General features: G+C 65.0%; 26 protein-coding genes. 9 read left to right on the top strand and 17 right to left on the bottom strand.

Annotated features, from left to right (window positions below):
• Positions 1-8: 8 nt before the first annotated feature.
• From BST42_RS07990 to BST42_RS07970, 5 genes are all read right to left on the bottom strand, one after another.
• Entirely contained in the window at positions 9-878 is an 870-nt protein-coding gene (locus tag BST42_RS07990) for a DUF6492 family protein (RefSeq protein ID WP_083118048.1), read from the bottom strand.
• Positions 875-2,077: a glycosyltransferase family 4 protein gene (locus BST42_RS07985; protein WP_083118047.1), complete on the bottom strand. Its 1,203-nt coding sequence runs from the start codon at positions 2,075-2,077 to the stop codon at positions 875-877. Before BST42_RS07985 ends, BST42_RS07990 begins: the two co-directional genes overlap by 4 nt.
• An 8-nt stretch (positions 2,078-2,085) precedes the next feature.
• The gene (locus tag BST42_RS07980; RefSeq protein ID WP_083118046.1) at positions 2,086-3,396 is read right to left on the bottom strand and encodes a nucleotide sugar dehydrogenase; all 1,311 of its coding nucleotides are present in this window, start codon (positions 3,394-3,396) and stop codon (positions 2,086-2,088) included.
• A gap of 87 nt (positions 3,397-3,483) precedes the next feature.
• Positions 3,484-4,560: a glycoside hydrolase family 6 protein gene (locus BST42_RS07975; RefSeq protein ID WP_165760805.1), complete on the bottom strand. Its 1,077-nt coding sequence runs from the start codon at positions 4,558-4,560 to the stop codon at positions 3,484-3,486.
• A gap of 86 nt (positions 4,561-4,646) precedes the next feature.
• Entirely contained in the window at positions 4,647-5,813 is a 1,167-nt protein-coding gene (locus tag BST42_RS07970) for an O-antigen ligase family protein (RefSeq protein WP_133057424.1), read from the bottom strand.
• A 250-nt stretch (positions 5,814-6,063) separates the two neighbouring features.
• On the opposite strand from BST42_RS07970, the gene BST42_RS07965 reads away from it, so the two are divergent.
• Positions 6,064-6,966 carry a glycosyltransferase family 2 protein gene (locus BST42_RS07965; protein ID WP_165760804.1) on the top strand — a complete coding sequence of 301 codons (903 nt, stop codon included), beginning with the start codon at positions 6,064-6,066 and terminating at the stop codon, positions 6,964-6,966.
• On the opposite strand, the gene asnB is transcribed toward BST42_RS07965, so the two are convergent.
• Positions 6,963-8,801: an asparagine synthase (glutamine-hydrolyzing) gene (asnB, locus tag BST42_RS07960; protein ID WP_237159310.1), complete on the bottom strand. Its 1,839-nt coding sequence runs from the start codon at positions 8,799-8,801 to the stop codon at positions 6,963-6,965. The two genes, BST42_RS07965 and asnB, sit on opposite strands and share 4 nt — an antisense overlap.
• 302 nt (positions 8,802-9,103) lie before the next feature.
• Here asnB and BST42_RS07955 point away from each other — a divergent pair, with 302 nt between their 5' ends.
• The 3 genes from BST42_RS07955 to BST42_RS07945 all read left to right on the top strand — a co-directional run bounded on the left by BST42_RS07955 (position 9,104) and on the right by BST42_RS07945 (position 12,888).
• Positions 9,104-10,642: a lipopolysaccharide biosynthesis protein gene (locus tag BST42_RS07955; protein ID WP_083118042.1), complete on the top strand. Its 1,539-nt coding sequence runs from the start codon at positions 9,104-9,106 to the stop codon at positions 10,640-10,642.
• A 72-nt stretch (positions 10,643-10,714) separates the two neighbouring features.
• On the top strand, positions 10,715-11,800 hold the full coding sequence (locus BST42_RS07950; protein ID WP_083118041.1) for a Gfo/Idh/MocA family protein: 1,086 nt from the start codon (positions 10,715-10,717) through the stop codon (positions 11,798-11,800).
• Positions 11,797-12,888 carry an NAD-dependent epimerase/dehydratase family protein gene (locus BST42_RS07945; protein WP_165760803.1) on the top strand — a complete coding sequence of 364 codons (1,092 nt, stop codon included), beginning with the start codon at positions 11,797-11,799 and terminating at the stop codon, positions 12,886-12,888. The genes BST42_RS07950 and BST42_RS07945 overlap by 4 nt, the downstream gene beginning before the upstream one ends.
• Here BST42_RS07945 and fgd read toward each other — a convergent pair.
• Positions 12,885-13,895, bottom strand: coding sequence for a glucose-6-phosphate dehydrogenase (coenzyme-F420) (gene fgd, locus BST42_RS07940; RefSeq protein ID WP_083118039.1), 1,011 nt, complete (start codon positions 13,893-13,895; stop codon positions 12,885-12,887). The two genes, BST42_RS07945 and fgd, sit on opposite strands and share 4 nt — an antisense overlap.
• Positions 13,896-13,971: 76 nt before the next feature.
• On the opposite strand from fgd, the gene BST42_RS07935 reads away from it, so the two are divergent.
• Positions 13,972-14,706 carry an MBL fold metallo-hydrolase gene (locus BST42_RS07935; protein WP_083118368.1) on the top strand — a complete coding sequence of 245 codons (735 nt, stop codon included), beginning with the start codon at positions 13,972-13,974 and terminating at the stop codon, positions 14,704-14,706.
• 19 nt (positions 14,707-14,725) lie between these two features.
• On the opposite strand, the gene BST42_RS07930 is transcribed toward BST42_RS07935, so the two are convergent.
• Positions 14,726-15,202 carry a GNAT family N-acetyltransferase gene (locus BST42_RS07930; RefSeq protein ID WP_083118038.1) on the bottom strand — a complete coding sequence of 159 codons (477 nt, stop codon included), beginning with the start codon at positions 15,200-15,202 and terminating at the stop codon, positions 14,726-14,728.
• Positions 15,203-15,255: 53 nt separating this feature from the next.
• Here BST42_RS07930 and BST42_RS07925 point away from each other — a divergent pair, with 53 nt between their 5' ends.
• On the top strand, positions 15,256-16,119 hold the full coding sequence (locus tag BST42_RS07925) for an SDR family oxidoreductase (protein ID WP_083118037.1): 864 nt from the start codon (positions 15,256-15,258) through the stop codon (positions 16,117-16,119).
• On the opposite strand, the gene BST42_RS07920 is transcribed toward BST42_RS07925, so the two are convergent.
• The gene (locus BST42_RS07920) at positions 16,116-16,700 is read right to left on the bottom strand and encodes a TetR-like C-terminal domain-containing protein (RefSeq protein ID WP_083118367.1); all 585 of its coding nucleotides are present in this window, start codon (positions 16,698-16,700) and stop codon (positions 16,116-16,118) included. The two genes, BST42_RS07925 and BST42_RS07920, sit on opposite strands and share 4 nt — an antisense overlap.
• A gap of 98 nt (positions 16,701-16,798) precedes the next feature.
• On the opposite strand from BST42_RS07920, the gene BST42_RS07915 reads away from it, so the two are divergent.
• From BST42_RS07915 to BST42_RS07905, 3 genes are read left to right on the top strand one after another with little or no spacing between them, the layout of a single operon-like run.
• Positions 16,799-17,275, top strand: coding sequence for a DUF1772 domain-containing protein (locus BST42_RS07915; protein WP_083118036.1), 477 nt, complete (start codon positions 16,799-16,801; stop codon positions 17,273-17,275).
• Between the two features lie 2 nt (positions 17,276-17,277).
• Positions 17,278-17,580: an NIPSNAP family protein gene (locus BST42_RS07910; RefSeq protein WP_083118035.1), complete on the top strand. Its 303-nt coding sequence runs from the start codon at positions 17,278-17,280 to the stop codon at positions 17,578-17,580.
• An 18-nt stretch (positions 17,581-17,598) separates the two neighbouring features.
• Positions 17,599-17,976 carry a DUF4267 domain-containing protein gene (locus tag BST42_RS07905; protein ID WP_083118034.1) on the top strand — a complete coding sequence of 126 codons (378 nt, stop codon included), beginning with the start codon at positions 17,599-17,601 and terminating at the stop codon, positions 17,974-17,976.
• A 12-nt stretch (positions 17,977-17,988) separates the two neighbouring features.
• On the opposite strand, the gene BST42_RS07900 is transcribed toward BST42_RS07905, so the two are convergent.
• The 8 genes from BST42_RS07900 to BST42_RS07865 all read right to left on the bottom strand — a co-directional run bounded on the left by BST42_RS07900 (position 17,989) and on the right by BST42_RS07865 (position 25,162).
• On the bottom strand, positions 17,989-18,429 hold the full coding sequence (locus BST42_RS07900; protein WP_083118033.1) for a hypothetical protein: 441 nt from the start codon (positions 18,427-18,429) through the stop codon (positions 17,989-17,991).
• 2 nt (positions 18,430-18,431) lie between these two features.
• A complete protein-coding gene (locus tag BST42_RS07895; protein ID WP_083118032.1) occupies positions 18,432-19,652 on the bottom strand; it encodes an O-succinylhomoserine sulfhydrylase in 1,221 nt (406 codons plus the stop codon).
• Positions 19,649-20,062, bottom strand: a complete 414-nt coding sequence (locus BST42_RS07890) for a rhodanese-like domain-containing protein (RefSeq protein ID WP_083118031.1) — start codon at positions 20,060-20,062, stop codon at positions 19,649-19,651. The genes BST42_RS07895 and BST42_RS07890 overlap by 4 nt, the downstream gene beginning before the upstream one ends.
• A 34-nt stretch (positions 20,063-20,096) precedes the next feature.
• Positions 20,097-20,537, bottom strand: a complete 441-nt coding sequence (locus BST42_RS07885; protein ID WP_083118030.1) for an Rv0361 family membrane protein — start codon at positions 20,535-20,537, stop codon at positions 20,097-20,099.
• Positions 20,534-21,712 (bottom strand): formate-dependent phosphoribosylglycinamide formyltransferase, encoded by a 1,179-nt coding sequence (purT, locus tag BST42_RS07880; RefSeq protein ID WP_083118366.1) that lies wholly within the window; start codon positions 21,710-21,712, stop codon positions 20,534-20,536. Before purT ends, BST42_RS07885 begins: the two co-directional genes overlap by 4 nt.
• A 21-nt stretch (positions 21,713-21,733) precedes the next feature.
• Positions 21,734-22,846, bottom strand: a complete 1,113-nt coding sequence (locus tag BST42_RS07875) for an AAA family ATPase (protein WP_083118029.1) — start codon at positions 22,844-22,846, stop codon at positions 21,734-21,736.
• 29 nt (positions 22,847-22,875) lie between these two features.
• The gene (locus BST42_RS07870) at positions 22,876-24,579 is read right to left on the bottom strand and encodes an alkaline phosphatase family protein (RefSeq protein ID WP_083118028.1); all 1,704 of its coding nucleotides are present in this window, start codon (positions 24,577-24,579) and stop codon (positions 22,876-22,878) included.
• Between the two features lie 109 nt (positions 24,580-24,688).
• Positions 24,689-25,162: a MarR family winged helix-turn-helix transcriptional regulator gene (locus BST42_RS07865; protein WP_083118027.1), complete on the bottom strand. Its 474-nt coding sequence runs from the start codon at positions 25,160-25,162 to the stop codon at positions 24,689-24,691.
• Positions 25,163-25,208 lie beyond the last annotated feature (46 nt).

The following is a 25,208-nucleotide window of genomic DNA, read 5'->3' as shown; positions in this document are numbered from 1 at the left end:
CGTCGCGCTCACTGGAAGAAGACTTCGCGAATATCGGCGACCGGAGTTCTCGATTTCGCCGATATCATCACCGACTCATACTCCGGCGTCAGCTTCGCCTTGAACTCCTGCAGTTCGGGCACGGTCATCGGCACAGGAGCCCAATGATTCAGAGTCCGCACCGTGCCGTCGTCCCAGTGCCCTGACTCATCGCCCAGCACCTGGGTGACGTACATGCCGTAAAGGATGTACTCGGAGAACCCGCTGAGCGGCGCGATGGCCCGTTCCCACTGCTTGTGGGCAACACTTTCCATCCGCCGTTGCATCTTCAGCACATTCTCGCGCCGCCAGCAGATCGCATTGCCGATGAAGTTGGTGTCGTATTCCTTCTCCGCGGGGATCCCGAGCAGGCCGGCGGCGACGGCATGCCACTGATCGTTGTTGGCAATCAGCCCGCGCTGCCCGGTCTCGATGAACAACGGCACCTTGCCATCTCGCTCGTAGGCCCGGGGATCGTAGGGGGCGACGTAAAAAACATCGGAGTCGGTATAGAGCAGAATGTCGTCGTTGACCACGTTCGGAATCGACAGCTTGACGATCTGCTGCAGAATCCAGTTCTTGACCGGCCGGGTGCGGAAGCTGAACCAGAATCGGCGGATACCAGGGATCCGTACCAGCCAGCTCGGAATGATGTCCTCGACGACGAGGATTCGCGTCCGGGACGACTCGAAGGATTTGAACATCGGCACGTCACGCCGGTCGATGACCAGATAGTGCTGCAAATACGGTGCGGCCCAACGCTCGACGCTCTCGACCAGCAACGCACAGCGGTCCACATCCAGGCGGAAGCTCGGTGTCACCAGCGCGTAGGAGAGGGGACTTTCGGCCGGGGTGGTCATGACATCACCTTGTCGTAGGCGCGGATCAGGTTGGGAACTTCGTAGTCCCATGCCAACTCGTCCCGGACGCGGCGCATACCGAATTCGCTCATGGCAGCGCGCTTCTGCGGGTCGTCGAGCAATTCGACGATCTTCTGCGCCAGGTCGAGAGGATCGTTCTTCGCCGCGTACAGGGATGCCTCCCCCGCCGAGTACCGCCCTTCGGTGAGGTCGAACTGCACGATCGGCTTGCCGAGAGCCATGTATTCCATGATCTTGTTCATCGTCGACTTGTCGTTCATCTCGTTGGCGACATCGGGATTGACACAGATGTCGGCGGTATTGAGCATTTCGAGAAGCTCTTCGTCCGGAACGCGGCCGGTGAAGGTGACATAGTCGGAGATGCCGAGATCGACCGCCATCTGGCGCATCTCGGCCAGTGACGTGCCGCCACCGACCAAGCCGAAGTGCACATCGTGACGGTCCATGTCGTGAACGATGTGCTTCGCCGCGAGCAACAGAAGATCGATGCCTTCCTGCTTGCCCATGACGCCCACATAGCCAACGAGGTATTTCTTGCCACACCTCAACTCAGGCTTCGGCGGCAGAATCTTGAGCCGTTCGAGCATAGGTCCGCTGCGCACCACGAAGACCCGTTCCGGATCCATGCCGCCTCGCTCGATCGCAATGCGGCGATAGGACTCGTTGGTCGCGATCGAGACGTCCGCCGTCCGAAATGTCCAGCGTTCCAACCAGACCATCAGTCGCCAGAAGAAATCGCGACGCCCGAACTTCGCTTCGTAGAGTTCGGGGTTGATGTCGTGGTGGTCGAACAGGAATCGGGTCTTGCCGAAAATCTTGAAGAAGACCGCCACGACGAACAATAGATCGGGCGGGTTGCACGCATGGATGACATCGAAGCCGCGCTCTTTGCGCACCCGGAATGTCAAGCGGAACGTGTGCCACAGCGCAGCCGAGTACTCAGCCAGATAGCCGAGGGCGCCACTTCCCTGCGTGGGCAACGGATAACGGTAGATATAGATTCCGTCCACGACTTCCCGAGTCTTTTCGTACCCGTCGCCGGTAATGCAGATCACGCTGACCTGCCAGCCGTGCGCCCGCAGTGTGGTCGCTTCCTGCCAGACGCGCCTGTCGAAAGGTACCGGCAGATTCTCGACCAGGATCAGGACCCGCTTGGGACCACCCGATTTGTTCGGCACCGGGGCCCTCACCAGCAGATTCCGTCGTAGCTGCCGTCGCTCGCACGGTCGGCGACGCGTACCAGATCGATCACTATCTGATCGTCCCCCAGGCGCTCGATGGCCGAGCGGAACTCGGTGGCACCATTGCCCACCACGATCGTTTCGGCGAAGTCGATGACCTCGTCGACGGTGTCCACCATCAGGCGGGCGATGTGTGGGATGTGGTTGAGGATGTAGTCACGGTTCGCCCCGGTCAGCGCCGCCATGTTGACGTTGTCGTCGTACAGTCGAAGGTCGTATCCCTTGCCGATCAGATGCTCGATCACATCGACGACCGGCGATTCGCGCAGATCGTCGGTACCGGCCTTGAAAGCGAACCCGAGCACACCGACCTTTCGCTTGCCCTTGGCCGTGATCATCGCGATCGCCCGTTCGACCTGGCGGCGGTTCGACGGCAGAACCGAATTCAACAGCGGTACATCAAGATCCAGTTCACGGGCCTTGTAGGTCAGCGCTCGCACATCCTTCGGTAGGCACGACCCGCCGAAGGCGAAGCCGGGCTTGAGGTAGTACGGCGACAGGTTGAGCTTCGTGTCCTGACAGAAGATCTCCATCACCTGTCGGCCATCGATTCCGATTGCTTTGGAAATCGCACCGATCTCATTGGCGAAAGCCACTTTGATGGCGTGCCAGTTGTTGTCGGCATACTTCACCATTTCCGCCACCTCGACCCCGGTTCGGATCATCGGCGAATCGAGTCTTTCGTAGAGACTGGCAAGCAGCTCGCCCGCTTTGGCATCCGTCTCGCCGATGACCGTTTTCGGCGGGTGGTGGTAGTCCCACACGGCGGTGCCCTCGCGGAGAAACTCCGGGTTGTTGCACACCCCGAAATCGACGCCGGCCGTTTTGCCCGACGCAGCCTCCAACGTAGGAATCACGACACCGCGCATGCTGCCCGGCAGCATCGTGGACCGCGCGGCCACAACGTGGTAGCTGTCCTGGCCCCGCAGCACCTCACCGATTTGTTCGCACACCCGACGGACATAGCTCAGGTCAAGGTTGCCGTTCAGCTGACTTGGCGTACCCACGCAGATCAGCGAGATGTCACTGGAAACGACCGCTTCACCGGTTTCGGTTGTCGCGCGGAGCCGGCCGCGGTTGACCTCGGCATCGATCATCTCGCCGACATCAGCCTCGATAATCGGCGTCTTGCCGGCGTTGATCAGGTCGACCTTTGTTCGATTCGGATCGACACCTATTACCTGGTGTCCTTCTGACGCGAGGCACGCCGCCGAAACCGCGCCGACATAACCCAACCCGAAAACAGCGATCTTCATATGCCCCCGCCTGTCACGAAACGATCGTAGAAGAATTCGCGTGATGCCGCGGGAAGGTGAGCTGAACGCGTTCACATCCTTTCGGCGTTACAGACGGGCGCGACGCCTCTTGACGGCCAGGAAGCCGAGCACCGCTGCCACCGCGACGCCGTCGACCGCGACCGCGACCACCGCGATCCACTCCGCGACTGTCCAGGCCCCGGTTGCCTGAGTCTCATCCCCCTCGAGCAGACGCAGCGCACCGGTTGGCCAGAACCCGAGTATCGGGCCGCCATGGCACATGCCGTCGGTCTCGCCCGGATTCTTCACCCACAGAAGGCCGTCGAGCGCACCGCCCTGATACAGCTGCGGTGCATGCCCGATCCGAGCGCCCGGCGCATTGCAGTAATCGTCCTGTCCGCCCGCGCCATTGCGGCTGATGTCGATCACGTAGTGCATACCGCTCACACCGAGCTTGTCGAGTTCGAATAGCACGCTCTGTGCGTACTCCACTTCGCTTTCCGTCTTGTTGTAGTTCGAGACGTTGAGGCTGAATCCGGTGACCCTGTCGACATCCACCTTCTTCAACCGGTCCGCGACTTCGGCTGCGCTCAACCACTTTTCGTGCCCTGCGTCGATGTAGACCCGGGCGCGGGTGGTTGAGAGCGCATCGACCGCATAACGCAAGGTGTTCAGGCGGTCGCCCTGCTCGCAATGCCCCAGTTGCGGAAGCGCATCGGGCTCGAGGATGACGATCGCGTCATCGTGCCCCTTGAGCGCTGCGGCAGCGCCGTCCACCCAGTCCTTGTATTCCTGCTCATCGTGCGCACCGGTGTACACCTGCTCAGGATGCGCGCCGCCGCCGCAGTCCAGGTTCGGGATCCGGTACAGCACGATCGTCGGGACCGCGTGCGCTGCCTCGGCGGCGGCGAGGTAGTCGCCGATCTCGGTGCGGATCGTTGCGGACGTGGTCCAGTCGCTGAACCACTTGGCTTGCGGCGTTTGGGCAATCGGGTCGAAGCGCGAATCCTCTCGCGCCGCAGCGATCGCCAGCATGTCGGGATCCTTGTACAACGTGGTGTAGACCGGGGTACTACCCCCTATGATCCCCGGACCGTCGGTATACGGCCGTTCGGGCGGGTTTGCGAGCGCGACAATCGCCACCAACACAGTGGTGACGATCATCGCGGCCGGTATCGCGACGAACAATCGTCGTTCGCGTGGATTGACCCGCTGCCACCACGACGAAACTGGACGAGTTCGTTTGCCTCTCATCGACCAGGGATTTCATGACCGCCATCGCCGCGTGGTGCCAGGAACAACACCGCAAGGGGAATCACCGTCACGGTCCAGTACATCGACCCGTCGACGAAGCGCAGCGGCACCTCGAGCCAGCCACTGATCGCAATCCCGGATACCAACATGGCACCGACCGCCAGATAGCGGCTTCTCGGCGTTGTGATGACATACGCCTGCACGAGAAGGGCGCCAACGGCCAAGAACGCGAACACGATTCCGCCGGTCGCGAGCAGGTGAACCAACTCGTTGTGGCCTGAGTAGGCTCCGTTCATCAACGTGGACGTGTCGCTTTCCACGATCCGCTCATACCATTTTCGCCCGAAACCGAAGAGCATCCCCTTCGTCGACCATTCCGTCAGCGAGCCATTCCAGATGACACCACGGCCCGTGTACGCGTCGCCGTCCCATCCCGTCGGTGACAGAAGCCAGCCGCTCAATGGGAGCGCGCACATGATCACAATCAACCCGCCAGCTGCCAACCGAGCCACCAAAGACGCCGCACGCGGCCATCCGAGCTGCGTCACAACCCAGACCAGGCCCCCAAGCAGCAGCATGAAGCCGGTGGCCAACATCGAATTCCGAGCCGACGACCACGCGATGGCGAATCCGACGATGGCTATCCCGAGGAACCGCCACCAACGCGGCAGCATGGCCACGGCTGCCAGTCCGATTGCGAGGTACACCCCAAGGCTGTTCTCGGCTGTGAACATTCCCTGCAGCAATCCCAACGAGGGGAACACCGCCTTGTCAGGGCGGTCGTAAAGAGTCCCATCTGCACCGTGCGCCAAGCCGGCATCCGGATCCAGGAATCCGAACGCAATCGCGATGATCGCCGTGAGCACGACAAGTGCACCCAATGCGGCAAGCACGCGCGGGCGAGGGCGCAGGGCGGCCAACGCCAATATCACCACCACGTAGAGAACGGTTTCGGCGTTGAGCTCGCCGCCGGCGTACAGGCCCCGGGTCATGATGTAGAGCCAGGGCGCCAACAAGACAGCGATGCGCCACAGACCTGGACGGGTGATGTCGTTCATCCGGAACAAAATGATGAAGAAGCTCAAACCTACCGCCAGCAGGTAGAACACCTTTGAAACGATGTTGGCGGCGGGTGGCCAGATCGGATCCGCGCCGACGGGCACGAACACCTTCTCTGCGGTCAACGACAGCGCTGTGAAGGAGCCGATTGTTCGGAGCCACAGGAAGACGATGAGGAGAACGGCCGCGGCATCACACGTGATGAACAGCCGGCCTCTTCCTTGCATCCGCCCTCCGCTCGTGCTGCCCGGGCAAAGTTGCCGAGATGACGGCACACGGGTTCGTCGTGCATGTTACCGGCCGGCTGATCGAGAATGCGGTTCTGGCCCTGACCGGCGATGGAACAATCGTTCTGTGGCCGACAACTACCTGATCGCGATCGCTACATACCGCCGCCCAGCCGGCCTTCAGCGATTACTCGACAGTCTGGAAGTGGCCATCGCGTCGACGAACCTGAACGTGGATATCGTCGTCGTGGACAATGACGCCGAGGAATCAGGCCGTTCGGTGGCAGCCACACATCCGATTGGGGCGACGTATGTCGTCGAGCCCGAGCCGGGTATCTCAGCCGCCCGAAACCGCGCGCTCGATCACTTCGGCGATCAGTACCGCGCAGTCATCTTCGTCGACGACGATGAGTGGGTTCAGCCGGAGTGGCTGGCCGCCCTGACGACGTTCGCCACGCAATCGCAAGCAGATGTGGTGGTGGGGCCGGTCGTCAGCGCCTTCCTCCAGCCGGCACCGGAATGGGTGGTTCGTGGTGGCTTCTTCACCGGACGAGCACACGCCACCGGTGATCGCCTCCGCCACGCGCCGACACACAACACTCTGCTGGTACGGGATATGTGGGTTCGCGCAGGCTCGCCGCGCTTCGACCCGTCGTTCTCGAAGACGGGCGGGGAAGACACCGACTTCTTCTATGGGATCAGTTTGTCGGGTGCGGTGATGCTCTTCTGCGCGGAGGCAGTGGTGCACGAAGAAGTGCCACCCGACCGGCAGACGCTGCAGTGGGTGCGCCGCCGCGCGATTCGCGAGGGCGCCAACGAGACCCGCGTACTGCGCAAGCACCACGACTCGCTGTTGGCTGCTCTGGGCAGAGCCGTCAGGAGCGCGATCTACGGCATCGTGTTTCTGCCGGTGGAATTCGCCAGGCGCCGCGGAATCCAGGCCCGACCGTACTTCAGTCTTTTCTATGCGTACGGGCAGTTTGCGGGGCTTTTCAACTATCAGGTCGAAGGATATACGCGAACCGGTTAGCAGCTCGTCCTCGCGGCGAACTCGCGGTGCCACACCTCCAGGGACAGCAACGTCCAGATGCGCGACTCCTCGTCGCGGACACCTTCGGCATGACCACTCAACAGTGCGGCAACCATCCCCTTGTCGAAGTTGTTTCCCACATAAGACGACGGTCCGGTCAGCAGGTCGAATGCCATGTCCCGCAACCCATGCCGAAACCAACGATCCAACGGGACTTTGAAACCGACCTTGCGGCGATCGACGATCTCGGCCGGCAGGTAGCGGTGCGCGACTTGCTTGACGACCCACTTCGTCTTGCGGTCACGGATTTTGACGTTGCTCGGTAGGTCGAACGCGAGGTCTACCAAGCGATGGTCGAGGAAGGGTGGGCGCGTTTCGAGCGACGCGGCCATCGACATCCGGTCACCCCGCTCTAGCAGATTCTCGGCGAGCCAGACCAGGGTGTCCGCGTAGAGCATCCGGCGCAGGGCGTCGCCACGCCCCCTGCTGTACGCGGCGGGTGCGCCGCGCAGTGCCGGGCGACCGGTCATTCGGCTGCGTTCGGCCACCGTGAATGGGGCAAACCAGCCGCGCAGCCGCTCGTCGTAGGTGCTCTCGTCCATGGCGCGCATCGCAATCCGGAGTCGAGCCTTGCTCGCCGGCAGTGCGTTCTCCAGGCGGCCGAGGAGCCCGAGTGAGGGAACGGCGCCGAGCCAGCGGGTCGCGCCGGCGAACTTGTACTTGGGATAGCCGGCGAACAGCTCGTCGCTGCCCTCCCCGCTCAGGACGACTTTGACCTGTTCGCGTGCGAGTTGCGCCAGCCGGTACACCGCAACGTCCGCGGGTTCGGAAAGCGGCCCGTCCCGCTGCCAACTGAGCTTCGACCAATTGTTCATGAAGTCGTCGGCGGTCACCACGACGTTGTGGTGGGTTGTTCCGTTGAGCTCGGCCACTTTTCGGGCCCACACTGTCTCGTCGTAGCGTTCATCGCCGAAACTCGCCCCGAACGTGTGCAGCAGCTCCCCTGGGTGTTCACGACGGGTCATGGCGGTCAACAGGCTGCTGTCGACCCCGCCCGAGAGGTAGATGCCCACCGGTACGTCGGCGACGAGATTGTCGCGGACCGACGTTCGCAGCGCCTGGTCGACGAGATCAACAGCCTCCTCGGCGGCCACCTTCCGGCCCGAGGCTCGAGCGGCCAATTCCCAATAGGCCGACACCCGGATGCTGCCGTCGAGGGCGACAACGAGGTGATGGCCGGCCGGCAACTTGCGCACACCTCTGACGAGGGTGTGGGGCGCAGGTACCGACCGGTGCGCCAGGTAGTCGTTGAGGCTGTCGTCATCTACCGCAGGTCCCTTGATGACCGGCAGCAGTGCCTTGATCTCGGAACCAAAGGCGAACAGATGGTTATCCGCGTAGTAGTAGAGCGGCAAAACCCCCAGGCGATCGCGGAACAGATGGGTTTCACCGGTACCGGCGTCATAGATCGCATAGGCGAACTGGCCTCGTAGGCGATTGACTCCCGCAGGCCCGTACTTGTCATAGACAGCGAGCAGTGTCTCGGTGTCGCCGTGCGTCTGAAATGGATAGGACAACTCGGCGCGCAACTCTTGGTAGTTCAAAATTTCGCCGTTGAACACGAGGTGACGCTGTCCGCCGGCATCGGCCATCGGCTGTTGGGAGCCTTGCAGGTCGATGATGGACAGCCGGGTGTGCGCCAACCCGATGGGACCGTCCAGCCAGAAACCCATCGCATCCGGGCCCCGATGACGAATGGTCGCCGCCATGCGCTCCAGCGTCTCCCGGTCGACGGACTCCCCGTCAAACCGGCGAATTCCGGCTATGCCGCACACTGGGCCCCCTCGTCCACATTCACGAAACCCGCATGTGGCGGCAGATTCCGTACCTTCGCCATGCCGAAGTCTAGCCGCGGGATCTGGCCACCAAGAGCTCAACGCGCGCCGACGAATCTGCGATCATCCCAGTGCCATGACCGCCGCCGCGATATCTTGGGCACAGCTGACGGGCCTCTCGTTCTGATATCAACAGAAATGAGGGCGTCATCGATGGGGGCATCGGCGAAATCGCGGAGGTAGCAACATGATCGCCGTGCATCGCGCCGGTTGCGGTAGGCGTCACTAGGGGAATGAGGTAGATGGCGCCGAACTTTGCCCGCAACACGCTTCTCGGCGCCCTTTCGGGCGCCGCCATCACGCTTTCCGGTTTCGTCGGCAGCGCGATCGCGGCGCGGCTGCTGGGGCCCGACGATCTCGGCGTCGTCGCGTACGTCATCTGGTGCGTCACGGTCGCGATAGCCGTCGCCACCATGGGCAGCGATGTCGTGCAGCAACGCTTCATTCCGAACCTCCGCGCGGCGGACCGCAACGATGAGGTCGATGGGCTCATCGGGGCGATCACCCGGCTGTCGATGGTGGTCGCGCTCGTGGTCGGCGTGGTGTTGTTCTTGTGGCTCGACGGGCCGGGCAGAGGCGCACTCCGGGGGGGTTCTGCGCAATCGCAGATCATCGTGATCGTGGTCGCGTTGACCTGGTTCATCTGCTGGCGCATGTCCGACTTGTATCTGTTCAATCTGAGGGGCGAACAGCGCTTCGACACACTCGCACGGGTGTCGACAGTCTCGGCCGGGCTCAGGGTCACAACAACCGTGGTGGGCGCGTGGCTGTTCGGCATTCCGGGAGCCCTGGCAGGCAATGTCGCGGGCACCATTGTGCCGGCCAGCCGAGTCTTCTCGCAGCTGCGGAAGAAGCCTCGAGTCGAGCGGGATCTGCGACGAGAACTCATCGGATTCACGGCGGTCAGCTGGACGATCGCCATCATCGGCAATCTCGTTTTCGGCCGAACGCAGGTCATCTTCCTCGAGCACTACGCCACCCTCGCGGCTGTCGGCTTGTTCGCAGTGGCGCTGACGGTGGCCGAGATAGCGGCACAGCTGCCCCAGCTCCTGCTCTCGGCACTCTTGCCACGGTTCAGCGAGCAGAGCGGCCAGGGCGCGCACGCCCACATGATGAGCCTCTACAAGACGATGACGGCGCTCATGGCCATGCTGATGTTGCCACTCTGCCTCGGTCTCGCGGCGATCGCACCAGCCTTGATACCGTTCATTTTCGGCGCGGATTTCGCCGACGCCGCCCCCGTTGCGTCCATACTACTGATCGCCCTGGCATTCAGCAGTCTCGGCGGCACCACCCTGCAGCTCATCCTGAGCTTGGGCAAGACTCGGATCCTGTTGTTTTCCAATGCAGTTGGCCTGGTTGGCGTGGTCTTGCTTGGCTTTGTGTTGATACCCCGCTACGACCTGATGGGGGCGGCCTGGTCGCGCGGGATCGTCATGGTTCTGGTCATTGCCATCGAAATGGTCTGCGCAGCAGTCCAATTGGGATTCCATCCGCCCTATCGCGCATTGGGCGTGATAGGGCTCGCCGCAGTGGCACAGGGCGCGGTCGCTTATGTCATCGTCGTAAACACCGGCGGTGCTTGGTCATTGGCGGTGGCCACACCCGCCGCGGTCGTCACGTACCTGGTTGCTTTGCGCGTGTTCGGCGCGATGCGGCTGGTGGATCCGGAGCTGGCACGTCGACTCCTCTCGCGCGTTCCGGCCCGCGCGCGGCCGTTGGCCTCTCTCATCGTGGGGCCGGTGTCACCGCCCACAACAGAGCGCGCAGAGCAGGATTGATCGTGCGTGAGTCCCTGAGGTACTAGGCTTGACCGCGAAATTGGGCCTGTTGGCCGGGGGGAAAGGCTGTCGATGATCAGAGTCCTCTTGATCGGCGCGGGAGCGGTGGTCGGGGAGCATTACCGACCACCCCTGCGTCGGATGGAAAAGGCCAAGGCCATCGAGGTCCTGGGCGTCGTCGATCCCAACGAATCGCGAGGACGCCAAATCGCGTCTCGGTTCAAGCGGGCTCGCCACTTCCCCGATTGCGACGCGGCGTTTCAGGACAACTCTTACGATCTCGCGATCGTCGCCTCTCCGCCGGGCTTCCATGCCGAGCATGCGTGTGTGGCATTCGAACACGGTTGCCACGTCCTGTGCGAGAAGCCGATGACGACGACAGTGGCCGAGGCGGATCGGATGAACGCCGCGGCCGCAAAGGCCGACCGGGTGCTGGGGGTGGCATATCCCCGGCGGTTCTACTCGAATTTCGCCGACGTCGCACGGCTTGTCGCGAGCGGCGAACTCGGGACTGAACTCGAGTTCACCTATCGCGAAGGAAGTACCTACGGCTGGCAGGCGGCCACCGATGCGGCGTTCCGGCGCGAACGAGCAGGCGGCGGCGCGCTGTTGGATATCGGTGTGCACATGCTGGACCTGTTGACCTGGATTTTCGGCGACCCGGTGGTCACTCGCTCGTTCGACGACAGCCTGGACGATGGCGTCGAGACGAATTCGCTTCTGGAACTGATGTTTCCGCGAGCACGAGGCATCATGCAGGTCAGCTGGGAGTACCCGTTGAACAACGGTCTGTGGATACGCGGACCCTTGGGCGAGGTGAAGCTCGACGGCGGAGACCTTCGCACCTACAGCCGCAAGACCCCACAGGGATGGTCACTGATACCGACCACCACGTCCTGGCCCACGGACCTCACGCCAGGAGGCGGCAAGCGAATCCGGCCCGGCAATCTCCGTCCCTGCTTCGATGCCGAACTGGTCGCCATGCTGCGGTGCATTCGCTACGGAGAACCGTTTCCCGTCACCGGTGTTCAGGCCGCGAGTGTCCAAGCCGCGATCGAGCAGGCCTACGAAAACGCAGAAGCACTGGATTGTTCTTGGCTGCCGGAAGACGAACAGGCAGCCGCGCGAGCCAAGCACTGGAAGGCGGGCCGTCCGTGACGAAGCCCATCGCAATCATCGGAGCGGCGAGCTTCGTGGGTGCCCGCCTCGTCGAACGTGCCGAACTCCTCGAAGACATACCGATCGTTCCCATCGTCCGATCACCGCGCAGTCAAGGGCGATTGGCGCGGTTCGGCACGCGGCTCGCACTCGGTGACGCCGGCGATGCGGCATCTCTGGTTCCACTGCTCAGGGGATGCGGAATGGTGGTGAACCTGACCCTGGCAGACGATCGGCGCATCCTCGGCGACGTGCAAGCCATGTACACCGCATGCCAGGAGGCGCAAGTTCCGCTGTTCGTGCACATGAGCTCCGGTGAGGTGTTCGGAAGAGCCGAAGAGCCCGAGCTGAGCGATGATTCGGTGGCCGACAGCCCGCACTGGATGGAGTACGCCCACGGAAAACGGGCAGCCGAAGCGTGGTTGCGGTCCCAGCCGGATGGTCCGGTGAAGGTGGTGATTCTGCGCCCGGGACTGGTCTGGGGACCGGGTGCGGGATGGTTGGTCGATCCCGCCAAGGCACTGCTCGACGGCACCGCCTACCTGTTCAACGAAGGGCGCGGGATCTGCAATCTGATCCATGTGGACAACCTCATGGCCCATCTCCTTCAACTCGCGGACTCCCCCCACCCCAGCTCCGGTGTCTTCAATATCTCCGACGCGGAGACGCACACGTGGGCAGAGTTCTATCGCGCGATCGCCCACGAAGTGCGCGTCGACCCGTCGACTGTCCGGATGCTGCCCGAATCAGCGTTCCGGGAGAGCCGACTTCATGCGGTGCGGCAAAAGCTGTTCAACGTCGCACCCGCGCGCGCCGTCAAACGTCGGATGACCGGTGACACCAAGGGCCGTATCAAGCAAGCGTTGCGGGATCGGCTCTCGCCGCCGATTTCCGAACCACAATTGATCGTCCCCGAACCCGATGTGAGCAAGCAGATTTGGTGGCTTCAGGGCACAGCGAGAAAACTGCCGTCAACAAAGTTCGCCGAACACTATCCCGGTCTGCAGCTCAAGCCGTTCGATGAACTGATGACCGCGGCCGGAAAGTGGCTGCGCTTTGCCGGTTTCGAGAATTCGGACCGCTCCTAACCCAACTTGCGCAGCCGCGGCCCCAGATCCCTCTGGAACAACTCGAGGAACCGGCGCTGGTCATGCCCTGGGGCGTGGAACACCAGGTGGTTGAGACCGTATTTGACGTAGTCGCCGACCTTTTCGACCGCTTCGTCGGGATCGGATGCCACGATCCACCGTTTGGCGACCTGCTCGATGGGCAGCTCGTCGGCGGCCTTCTCCATCTCGAGGGGATCGTGGATGTTGGTCTTCTGCTCGGCGGTCAGCGACAGCGGCGCCCAGAACCGCGTATTCTCCAGCGCCAGTTCGGGATCGGTGTCATAGGAGATCTTGATCTCGATCATCCGGTCGATGTCGTCGGCGTTCTTGCCCGCTGCCTCGGCGCCCTCTTTCATCGCCGGGATCAGCTTGTCCTTGTAGAGTTCCTCGCCCTTGCCGGAGGTGCAGATGAATCCGTCACCCGCGCGGCCGGCGTACTTGGCCACCTGCGGACCACCGGCGGCAATGTAGATCGGGATGCCGCCTTCGGGCACGTCGTAGATGGAGGCGCCCTTGGTCTTGTAGTACTCACCGTCGAAATCGACCCGGTCGCCCAGCCACAGCTCACGCATCAGCCGCACCGACTCGCGCAGCCGGGCGTAGCGTTCCTTGAACTCCGGCCACTCCCCCTCGTAGCCGGTGGCGATCTCGTTGAGCGACTCTCCGGTGCCGACCCCGAGGAAGATGCGATCCGGGTACAGGCACCCCATCGTGGCGAACGCCTGGGCGATCACGGCGGGGTTGTACCGGAAGGTCGGGGTCAGCACCGACGTGCCGAGGATAAGCCGCTTGGTGCGCTCACCGACCGCGGTCATCCACGCCAGTGAGAACGGTGCGTGCCCGCCCTCGTGCCGCCACGGCTGGAAGTGGTCGCTCACCGTCGCGCTGTCCATCCCGTGCGCCTCGGCCAGCACCGCCAGCTCGACCAGCTCACGCGGCGCGAACTGCTCCGCCGACGCCTTGTATCCCAGTTTCAGTTCAGCCACGCTCTCGTTTCTACTCCCCTTTGGTGCACAGCGAGTGGCCGAGTCCTACTCGGGGGCGCGGGCCTACACTCGCGGCATGGCCGTGGCACTGACCGCTATCACCGATCGCGTGCACATGGTGCAGACGCCGCTGGTCAATTGGACGGTGGTCGCCGACGACGCGGGCGTGATGCTGATCGACGCCGGATTCCCCGGCAGCCGCGATGACGTCCTGGCCTCGCTGACCGAACTCGGGTTCGGCCCGACCGATGTGACGGCAATTCTGCTGACTCACGCACACGTCGACCACCTCGGCACCGCGATCTGGTTCGCCAACACGCACGGCACACCGGTCTACTGCCACGCCGACGAGGTCGGCCACGCCAAACGCGAGTATCTGCAGCAGGCGTCCCCGGTCGACCTGGTGCTGCACGCCTGGCAGCCCCGCTGGGTGAAGTGGTCGCTGGACATTGTGCGCAAGGGTGCGCTCATCCACGATGGCATCCCTACAGCCGGCGTCCTCACGCCGGCCGTCGCCGAGACGCTGCCGGGCCGGCCGCGGGCCGTTCCGACGCCGGGCCACACCGGCGGGCACTGCTCCTACATCGTCGACGACGTCCTCGTCAGTGGCGACGCTCTGGTGACCGGACACCCGTTGTCCCCGACCAAGGGTCCGCAGTTACTGCACCGGGTGTTCAACCACGACGAACCGGGCTGTGTGCGCAGCCTGTCAGCGTTGGCGGCACTGGACGTCGATGTGCTGATTCCCGGGCACGGCGACCTGTGGATCGGACCTGTTCGCGAAGCGGCGCGTCAGGCGACTAAGGCCTGAGTCGTGAATCCGCCTGCCCTCACAGCATTTTGACGAAGGCGATCGGGTACTGCTCGGCGTCGCTGGGCAGCGGTTGATCGAGACGTGTGTAACCGGCGCTGTCGTACAACGCTTCGGCCTCGGGCTGCCGGTTGCCGGTCGTGAGGTAAATGCGGCGATAACCGCGCCGCGAGATCTCGGCCTCCAGGGCGGCGAGAAGCGCGGCGGCATGGCCATGACGCCGATGCCGGCTGTCGGTCCAGATCCGTTTGAGTTCGGCGGTGTCGTCGTCGAAGCGACAGAACGCTCCGCCGGTCACCGGCTGATCGCCGAGCAGTCCGATGAGCATGCCGCCGTCCGGCGGGTGGAATTGGCCGGCCGGATGGTCGCGCAGCCACCGCGCGACCGCCGCTTCGGGAGCCTCGTACCGGGTGGCGTACTCGACCGCCAGCTCCGCCAATAGCGGCTGGGCGAGCGCGTCGCCCTCGTCGACCGGGACGAAGCGCAAACCGTTCACCTGTCCATTCTGCCTCTTTCATCCAAAAGTTGACACCTGTAAAGTTTCGGGTCATGGACAACATCCGGGGCAAGACCATCGCGATCACCGGCGCCGCTCGGGGTATCGGTTTCGCAACAGCGCGGGCCCTTCTGCAACGCGGCGCGCGGGTGGTCATCGGCGACCGGGACGTCGCGCTCGAGGAGTCGGCCGTCGCGCAGCTCAGCAAGCTCGGACCGGTCTCCGGCTACCCGCTCGACGTGAGCGATCCGGAGTCGTTCGCCACGTTCCTGGACAAGGCCCGCGCCGACGGCGACGGGCACATCGACGTGCTGATCAACAACGCCGGGGTCATGCCGGTCGGACCCTTCCTCGACCACTCCGATCAGGCGGTGCGCACCGCGGTGGAGGTCAACTTCTACGGCGTGCTGACCGGCTGCCGCCTGGTCCTGCCGGAGATGGTCCGGCGTCGCAGCGGTCATATCGTGAACATCGCCTCGATGGCCGGCATGCTCGCGGTACCCGGCCAGGCCCTCTACGCCGGGACGAAGTTCGCCGTGGTCGGACTGTCCACCGGGCTGGCGGACGAGTACGCGCCTCAAGGTGTCCAGATCAGTTGTGTCATGCCGACATTCACCAATACCGAGCTGATCTCGGGCACTCACACCACCGCCGCTACCAAGCCGGTCCAGCCCGAGGACATCGCCGCCGCCGTGGTCAAGGCATTGGACAACCCGACAACATCGATCTCTGTTCCGGGTTACTCGCGCTTCCTGGCCGCCGCCGTGATGTTCCTGCCGCCGCGCGGCCGCCGTTGGCTGTCCAACAAGATGGGCACCGATCGGGTGTTTCTCGACTTCGACACGACGGCCCGCGCCGCCTACGAGAAGCGGGCCCAGAGCGCTACCGGCGTCGTGGAGGACCCGCAGCAGAACTAGTGTCTCGGCCCGGCGGTGAACTCGTCGACCAGTAGCCGAACCCGCTCCGCGTCGTACCCGGGCCGGAGCCGGCCGGCCCGGCTCAGCGTCACCAATCCGTGCACCGCCGCCCAGAACACCTCGGTGAGGGTGTCCGCGTCCCGTTCACCGGCGACCGCCGCGACCGCGCGCCGCACCTCGCCGAACGCCGCCTCGAGCTCGGGCGGGGTGTCCTCGGCCGCGAATCGCAGACCGGTCGCCCGGGTGAACATCGCGTCGTAGACCGCCGGGTTGTCCCGGGCGAAGTCCAGGTAGGCGTACGCGACCCGGGTCAGGGAACCGCCTGCATCGTCGGCGACGGAGTGGGTGGCCCGGATCGCCTGCGCCAGCTCACCGAAGCCGTCGACCGCGACCGCATCGGCGATCTGATCCATCCCGGTGAAGTGCTTGTACAACACCGGCTGGCTGTACTCGATCTCCGTTGACAACCGGCGGGTGGTGACGGCGTCCCAGCCCTCGGCCTCGGCGACGCTGCGCGCCGTCGACACGATCAGACGCCGGCGGGCTGCTCGTTCACGCTCACGGCGGTCGTCGATGGCCATGCCGAACGGTAGCACGGCTAGAACAAATAGCACTGCTATTGCCAACGACAAATCGAAGGGTTAGCGTTGCTAGCACTTGCCCTCGATAGGAGTTCCCCATGGATCTGGATGTCATCACCCGCATCGCCGCGACGATCGCCGTCTTGGGTACCGCGGTGGTGTACGGCACCGACGTGTTCTGCGCGATTGTGCTGAGGCCGGCGCTGGCGGCGGTCGACAACGACGCACTGGTCGTGATCACCGGCCTGATTCACAAATACGGTGACAAGCGGATGCCGGTGCCCGGTGTGCTCGGCGTTCTCGCCGGCGCGATAAGCGCGGTACTGGCAGCGTCGAGTGGTCATGGGCCGCAGGCGATTGCCGCGGGCGTCGCGGTGGCCCTGCTGCTGGTGTGGCTCACGATCTACACCCGAGTGAGCGCACCGATCAACCGCCAGCTGACCGCGGCCGCCATCGGCGGTGAACACCTCCCGAATGCGCGTGCGCTACAGGCGAACTGGGACCAGGTCATCAACGCCCGCGCGGCTCTTCAGGGTCTTGCGGTGACCGCCCTGTGCGTGGCACTGGCGATCTGACCGTGCTTCAGCTCAGGATCTACACGCTTCGATCCGCAGAAGCCCTGCAGCAATACGCGACGGTGCACTGGAAGCGGCACCTGTCCACGTTCCCGAGGTTCGGGGTGAGTACCGAAGGCGTGTGGACCGAATGTTCCGGCGAGGCGCGCCGACTCGTCGCCCTGGTCCGCTACCCGGCCGGTGCCGACCCCGAACAGCTCACCCACCACATCATGGCCAGCGCGGAATTCGCCGCCGACATGGCGGGTTTCGACACCGCCCAGATCATCGACGTCCAGACGATTCTGCTCGATCCACTTCACTGATACGCGAAAGGTTTTCACATGATCACTACCATCGGCTACGCGCTCTCGGGCCTGATCGCCGCTGCCATCATCTTCATCGGTGCACGCTTCATCGTCGCACCGCGTGTCGCCGCCGCCGGATACGGCGTGCCTGCCGACCCCGGCCAGCAGGCCGTCAGTGCCTATCTGAACGTCAAGGGCGTACGCGATATCGCGTCGGGACTGATCGTCATCATCCTGATGGTCGCCGGCGCCACGCATCTGCTCGGCTGGATGTTGGTGGCCGCCACAGTGATTCCCGTGGCCGACGCGGTCATCGTGCATCGCAACGGCGGAGCCAAGTCCATCAGCCTCGGCGTCCACGGCGCCACCGCTGTGGTCATGCTCGTCACCGCCGCACTGCTGCTGTTGTCCTAAGTCTCGTCGATATCAGCCGAGGACGGGCACGGCATCCCCTGGCCGGTAGGCCTCGATCGGGTCGATCTGGGCGAGAAGCACTTCCGGTTCGACGGTGTAGAGCGCACCCGCGTCTTCGCCGGTGCCGACCAGCACCGCCTTGACCCGCTCCGGGAAGTCATCGTCCTCACCGGAGGCCGTGATCCAGATCCGGGTGACCGGCTCGTATCCCTCGTCGATCACCGCGGCAGCCGACGGCTCGAAGAACCAGCTGATCAGAGTGTCGGTGGAGAACTCGGCGTCGAACGCCCAGCCGCGCGATGTCAGCCACTCGTCGAATGTCTCGACCGCTTGGGCCAATTCGACGTCAACGTCGTCGAGGGCGCCCTTCACGTCGCCGGGCAACCAGCGCTCGTCACGGCTTGCCTGCCGCTTTTTGCGGCGGGCCTTCTTGGCATCGGATTTCCGGGACACCGCTAGCCCAGCGCGCGATCCAGGTCGGCGATCAGGTCCTCGGTGCCTTCCAGCCCGACAGAAATCCGCACCACCCCGTCACCAAGCCCGATCGAGGCGCGCCCTTCCGGTCCCATCGCCCGGTGGGTGGTGGTCGCCGGATGTGTGATCAGGGTCTTGGCGTCGCCGAGGTTGTTCGAGATATCGATGACCTGAAGCTTGTCGAGCACCTCGAAGGCGCGTGCCTTGCCGCCCTCCAGTTCGAACGTCACCACGGTGCCGCCGCCGCGCATCTGCCGCTTCGCCAGATCGAACTGCGGATGTGATTCCAGGAAGGGGTATTTCACCCAGTTGACGCCGGGCTGGGCTTCCAGGAACTCGGCGACGCGCTGTGCGGAGCGATTCGAGTAGTCCACCCGCACCGCCATCGTCTCCAGGCCCTTCAGCAACACCCAGGCGTTGAACGCGCTCAACGCGGGGCCGGTGTGGCGCATCAGTTTCTGCACCGGCCCGTCGATGTACTCCTTGTCACCGAGGATCGCGCCGCCGAGCACACGGCCCTGACCGTCGATATGCTTGGTGCCCGAATACACCACCACGTCCACGCCCAGCGGGATGCCCTGCTGCAGCAGCGGAGTGGCGAACACGTTGTCCAGCACCACCTTTGCGCCGGCAGCATGCGCCATCTCGGAAACCGCCGCGATGTCGACCAGCGACTGCATCGGGTTGGACGGGGTCTCGAAGAACACGGCCTGCGTCGGCACCGACAGCGCCGCTTCCCACTGTGACAGGTCGTCACCGTCGACGAAGACGGTCTCCACACCCCAGCGCGGCAGGATCTCGTTGCACACCACGAAGCACGAGCCGAACAGGCTGCGCGCAGCCACCAACCGGTCGCCGGCACCCAGCAGCGCACCCAGCGAGGTGAACACCGCAGCCATCCCCGACGCGGTCGCGAACGCGGCAGGCGCACCCTCGATCAGCCGCAGGCGCTCCTCGAACATCGAGATCGTCGGGTTGCCGTAGCGGGAGTAGACGTACCGGTCGATCTCGCCGGTGAACGCCTTCTCTGCCTCGGCGGCCGAGGAATACACGTACCCCGAGGTGAGATACAGCCCCTCGGCGGTCTCCTCGAACCCCGAGCGCAGCAGGCCGCCCCGAACCCCGATGGTCGCCTGGCTGACACCGTCGGGCAGCGGCGCGGGGATCCGGACCGACGGCACCGGATCGGTCGCGTCGGTCATGACTGCTTCCAGGGCAGACCCAGGGCACGCCAGCCGTTGCTGCCGCGGTGGCCGTCGGCGTCGAGCTGGCCTTCGAAGCCGTCAAGCATGTTGTAGGAGGGAGCGATTCCCGCGGCGGTCGCCGTCTCGGCAGCGGGGATGGAACGGTTCCCGGAGCGACAGAGGAACACCACCGGGCGCTCGCCGGCCGTGACACCCGCGGCGTTCAGTTCGGCGACGAAGTCCTCGTTGCGCTGACCATTGCTGCGGTTCCATTCCACGAACACCACATTGCGGCCCAGGCTGGACAGATCGGGGACGCCGACCCAGCGCCATTCGGCGTCGGTACGGCAGTCCACCAGCACCGCCTCGGGGTTCTCGCTGAGCAGCTTCCAGCTCTCTTCAGGGGTGATATCTCCTGCGTAACTCACCCGTCCGATCCTTCCACACGAATCTGGATGGTTCTCAGACCGGACCGGGCGAGCACACGGTCCACTCCCCGTTCTCCCGGGCAAAGGTCATCGGGGTCTTGAGCTTGGTGTCCGCCGCCTTTTCGAAGTGGTAGACGACGGTGGCGGTGGCCCTGTCACCGTCGATCTTCACGTCGGTGACGTCATCGACGTATCGCGCACCGCGTGCGGCCTTCGACTTCTGTTGGCTGCCAAGAACATCGGCCTCGACACCCTGCTGCGCGGCGCAGGTGAACTTGCGAAAATCCGGGTAGTTGTCGCGCTGCAGCGCGTCGTTCTGCCCGACCGCGGCGCGACCGACCAGCACGTCCTCGCTCATCGGCTTCTTGTCGTCGACCAGCCAGGCGATCCCCACCGCGGCGAGCACCAGTACCGCGACACCCAGCGCGATCAGAATGGGCATCGGACTGGCGCCGTCGTCCTCGGGTTCGGTCATGGCTGCCACACGCGGTGCAGGGCGGTCGACACCTGGCGAACCCTATCGCGGGCGGCGGTGACATCGGATGCGGTGGCCAGAGCGACGCCCAGCCGCAACCGCGCGGCGCCCTCGTGTCGGCCCAGCAGCCGCACGTCGCTCTCCGGCACAGCCATGGCCTCGGCCAGCACCGCCGGGTTGATGTCGGCGCGGCCGGCGCTCTCCTCGGAACCGCCGTAGGTGACCTCCGCGGCGCCCGGCGAGATCATGATGGTGTCCACCGGCAGCCCCAGAACCGCACGGGCGTGAAGCTCGAACTCCGACAGTCGCTGGGTGCGCATGGTGACCAGCCCGCTGTCGTAGGGACGCACACTGACATCGGAGAAATACACTTCGTCGCCGCGCACCAGCAGCTCCACCCCGAACACACCGCGGCCGCCGAGCGCCCGCACGATCCGTGCGGCCACCGACTTCGCCGCCCCGAGCGCCGCCAGCGTCATCTGCTGAGGCTGCCAGGACTCCAAGACACCGCCGTCGACCTGGCGATGTCCGATCGGCTCGCAGAAGTGCAGTGCGGGCCCTGCCGGCCCGTCGGTCCGCACCGTGAGCAAGGTGACGGCGTAGTCGATCTCGACGACGGTCTCGGCCAGCACGCGGTTGTGCGGCACCCTGCCACCGGCCGCGACGGCGCGCTGCCAGGCGGGCTCGACGTCGTCGGGGCGCAGCAGCACCGACTGGCCCTGGCCCGGCACCCCGATCACCGGCTTGACCACGAGCGGGAACCCGGCATGGTCGGCGACGGCGGTCAGCTCCGCGACCGACCCGGCGAACCAGAACGGCGCGGTCGGCAGGCCCAGCTCGTCGGCGGCCAGCCGGCGCATGCCCTCGCGGTCCAGGCTCAGCTGGGTGGCGTACACACCCGGCACCACCTGGGTGGCCCCGCTGTCGGCGGCCGCCCGGAGCGCGTCGATGGCCACGGCATTGGTGTCGACGACAACGTACTCGGGTTCGACGCGGGTGATGGCCGCGGTCAGCTCGTCGGGGTCGGTGATCTTCACGACCAGCGCCTCGTCGGCGACGTCGTGGGCTGGTGCGTCGGCGTAGCGGTCGACGGCGACCACCTCGGCTCCGAGTCGCTGGAACGCCAGCACCAACTCCCGACTCAGCTCACCCGACCCGACCAGCATCACACGCATGATGCCCAAGGATAGGTGGGTTCATCCCCGCGTAGGCCAGTGCCAGGACGGCTCGTCCAGGAGGCCCTGGCCGACGATCGCGGTCTGGCCCTGTTCCTTGGTGAGTTCGATGGCGTTGATGTCGTGCGTGCGCCTGCGCAGCGCCTCGACCAACGGGGCGGAGTGCGTGACGACCACGATCTGCGTGCGTTCCGAGGACCGCGCGATGAGCGCGGCCAGTGCGGGCAACAGGTCGGGGTGCAGGCTGGACTCCGGTTCGTTGAGCACGGTCAGCTCGGCCGGTCGCGGCGTGAGCAGAGCCGCGACCCACAGCAGGTAGCGCAGCGTGCCGTCGGACAGCTCGGCCGCGGTGAGGGCACGCAGCATGCCGGGCTGGCGCAGCGTCACCTCGAACCGGCCTTCGGTGCGGATCTGCACCCTGCTGCCGGGGAACGCGTTGTCCACGGCCTCAGCCAGCGCAGCGGCGTCGCCGATCTCGGCGATGGTCTGCAGTGCCGCGGCAAGGTCTGCCCCGTCATGGCTCAAAACCATTGTGCGGGTGCCGATCTGCGGCTGGCGGGCCGGCGCGTCGCTGTCGGTCCGGACGTGGTCGTAGAACCGCCACGACCGGACCCGCTCGCGCAATGCCAGCAGTTCGGGTGCCGCCTGCGGGTCGGCGACCTCGCTGAGCATGCTGTCGAACGGCCGCAGTGTGGCCGTCGGGTGCCAGCCGTCGTCGGCATCGCGGAGCAGAACGGTGCGTACCGACCGCTGGGCCAGCAGTGCCGAGGGCCGCAGCGTCGCACCGGCCCACACGGCTTCCGACTTGATCTCGGGGTCCAGGTTGAACGCGGTTTCGGTCTCCTGGGGCAGGCCGAAGTCCACGGCGTAACCGAAGTCCTCACCGGCGAAGCCGAGCTTCAGGCTCACCGGACCCGTCATGCCGGGCCCGGCCCACATCGTCGAGCTGAGCCCGCCCTCCCGGGCCAGCGCACTGACCGCGCCGTTGCGCGCCGAGTCGGCCAGCAGCCGCAGCGCCCGGTACAGGCTGGATTTGCCTGCGCCGTTCGCGCCGGTGACCACGTTGAGCCCGCGCAGCGGCACGATCAGCCGGCGCAGCGACCGGTAGTTCTCCACGGCGACGGTGTCGAGCACGCCCCCACCTAACCAGGCGGGGCCGACACTCAGACTGCGATGGCCTCCGGGCTGGGCACCGCGGTCGCCGGGGGCAGCGGCTGCACGCCGGGCACAGGCGTGTACGGCCACAGGTCCGGCGGGATGATCTGATTGCCGGTCACCCCGGTCAACCGGGCGATGATCTGCGCGGGGATGTTCACGAGTTGATAGAGCACCGCACCGACGAATTGGATCGGCAGCTTGAACGGTCCGGTCATGTCCGCGGTGAGTCCGTTGAAGACCGAGTACACGAAATAGGGAACGAAGCCCGCGACGGTGCGCAGGTCCAGGGCGATGTTCGTCGCCACGTCGGGATAGCCGTACATCGCGATCGCGTCGGTCAAGGCCTGGTTGATCCCGTCGAAGCCGGGGACCAGGGGTTTGTAATCACTTCCGGCGAGGTCCATCAGAGGTGAACCGGCCGAATAGGACGGGGGCGTCAGCCCGAACAGGGCGTCCACCGTGGGGGTGATGTCGATGTTGGAATAGGTGTTGTTGATCGCCCCGGCGGTGAAGCCGGCGCCGTTTGCGATCACGAATGTGGTCGTCTCCCAGGGTGTTTGGAAGCCGTGTGCGCGCATGTCCGACCCGAGCCGGATCGTCGGCCACGGCACCTGGCCGTGGTCGGTGGTCACCAGCACCGTCCACTTCTCATCGGGATGCGCGGAGTTCCAATCGGTGACCGCGGCCATGATGTCGCCGACGTTGTCGTCGACGTTCTTGAGCGCATCCTTGTACTGCTGCGACCCGGCGTCGTATTCGTGCCCGGTGTTGTCGACACCGACGAAGTAGGTGAAGTTGAAGCTCGAGACGCCCGCGGTGGTGCCGTTGATCGCGTCGACGGACGCCTGGCCCACCAGGTCGTCGGTATCCAGCCAGCTGTTGTTGTACTTCGGGAAGAACTTGATCACGTCGGCGGGAATCGAACCGGCCCCGGCGATCTGGGCGATGTTCTCCCAGTCCGCGATCGCCGTGGTCTCGATGTTGGGGTCGGCAGTTTCGAGCTGGTTGAAGACCGTCGGCCACTTATCGTAGGTCCACGGCGTGAAGACATTGTTGAACAGACCCGTCTTCTCACTCCACACGCCGGTCAAGATGCCAGTCCACGACGGGTTGGACATCGTGGTGTGCCCGACCATGGTCGACGCCGCGGTGGTGCCGGTGGTCATCAGGGCCTGCAGGTTGACGTTGTCGGGGTTGGACAGGATGGCGCTGAGATTCGTTCCGTCGATCCCGATCACCAGCACGTGGGTTGGCGTGCCTGCGGCCAGCGTGCTGACCGATCCGCCGTTGCTCGCCGCGGCCGCGGACGCGGTTGCCGTCATCACCAGGCCGCGACGGCTGCGACCGACCGCGGGCGACACCGTCGACGAGCCCGCGCCGCTGCCGGAGGCCACCGGCGTGATGCCAAGAGTGGACAGGGCCGCCGAAAGAGCCTCTGCCGCTGGACTTGCCGATTTCCGCACCCCCGCTGCGGGTTTACGGACCGCGGACGACTTCGCGGGTTGACTCACCGCACCCGCGGTGGTCGAACGATTGCGGGCCTTCGGCCCCGCATTGGACGGGCCGCCTTTGGCTGCGCTCGCCGATGCACCGCCACCGGAGCCGGCGGCGCCAGTGTCCGCGTAGGCGACCGCCGTCGCGACCGTCGACCCGAGACCGAAGAGGCCTGCCGCCGCGACGCCGACGCAGAGTTGTTTGGTTCGCTTCATCGCGCAATCACTCGATTCCCCAAGACCCGTTAGACGCCAATAGCTTTGCCTACTTCACCATGGCCCGCAGCAAAGTCGGCAAAAATGACGAGGCCGCCAAGTGGACCGGCTATGAATTCAGATCGGCGCGGAAGTCCGCCATTGCCGCCAGCACCGCGGTGAAGACGCGATGGGCCGCCTCGAGATCAGAGTCGGGTATCTCGTCCAGGGCGCGGTGGGTGTGGGTGGCCAGCGGCGTGAAGAACGCCCTGCCGACCTCGATGCCGTGGTCGGCGTAGCGCAGGAGCACCTTCCGGCGGTCGGCCGGGTCGGAGTCGCGCCGCAGATGGCCGGATTCGATCATCCGCTCGACCAGGTAGGTGATGGCCGCACCCGAGAGTCCCATCCGGGTGCGCAGCTCCCCGGCGGTCAGCGGGGTGCCGGCGTTCTCGGCGACCATCACGTGCACCAGTGCGCGGAAATCGTTGGCCGACAACTGGTGGATACCGGCGAAGGCGCGACCGATCTGATCCGATTCGGCGGACAGCGCCTGCACGTCGGCGACCACGGCGGCCTCCAGGGCGGGCCTGCCGGAGGGATCCATGCCACCAGAGTATCCATTAAGTAGATGAAATGTTAAGAATTTGAAG

The organism is Mycolicibacterium rhodesiae, from assembly GCF_002086695.1.
In the GTDB taxonomy this organism is placed as follows: domain Bacteria; phylum Actinomycetota; class Actinomycetes; order Mycobacteriales; family Mycobacteriaceae; genus Mycobacterium; species Mycobacterium rhodesiae.
Note: the sequence above shows the minus strand (reverse complement) of the source record. Positions and strands in the feature narration are given on the sequence as shown.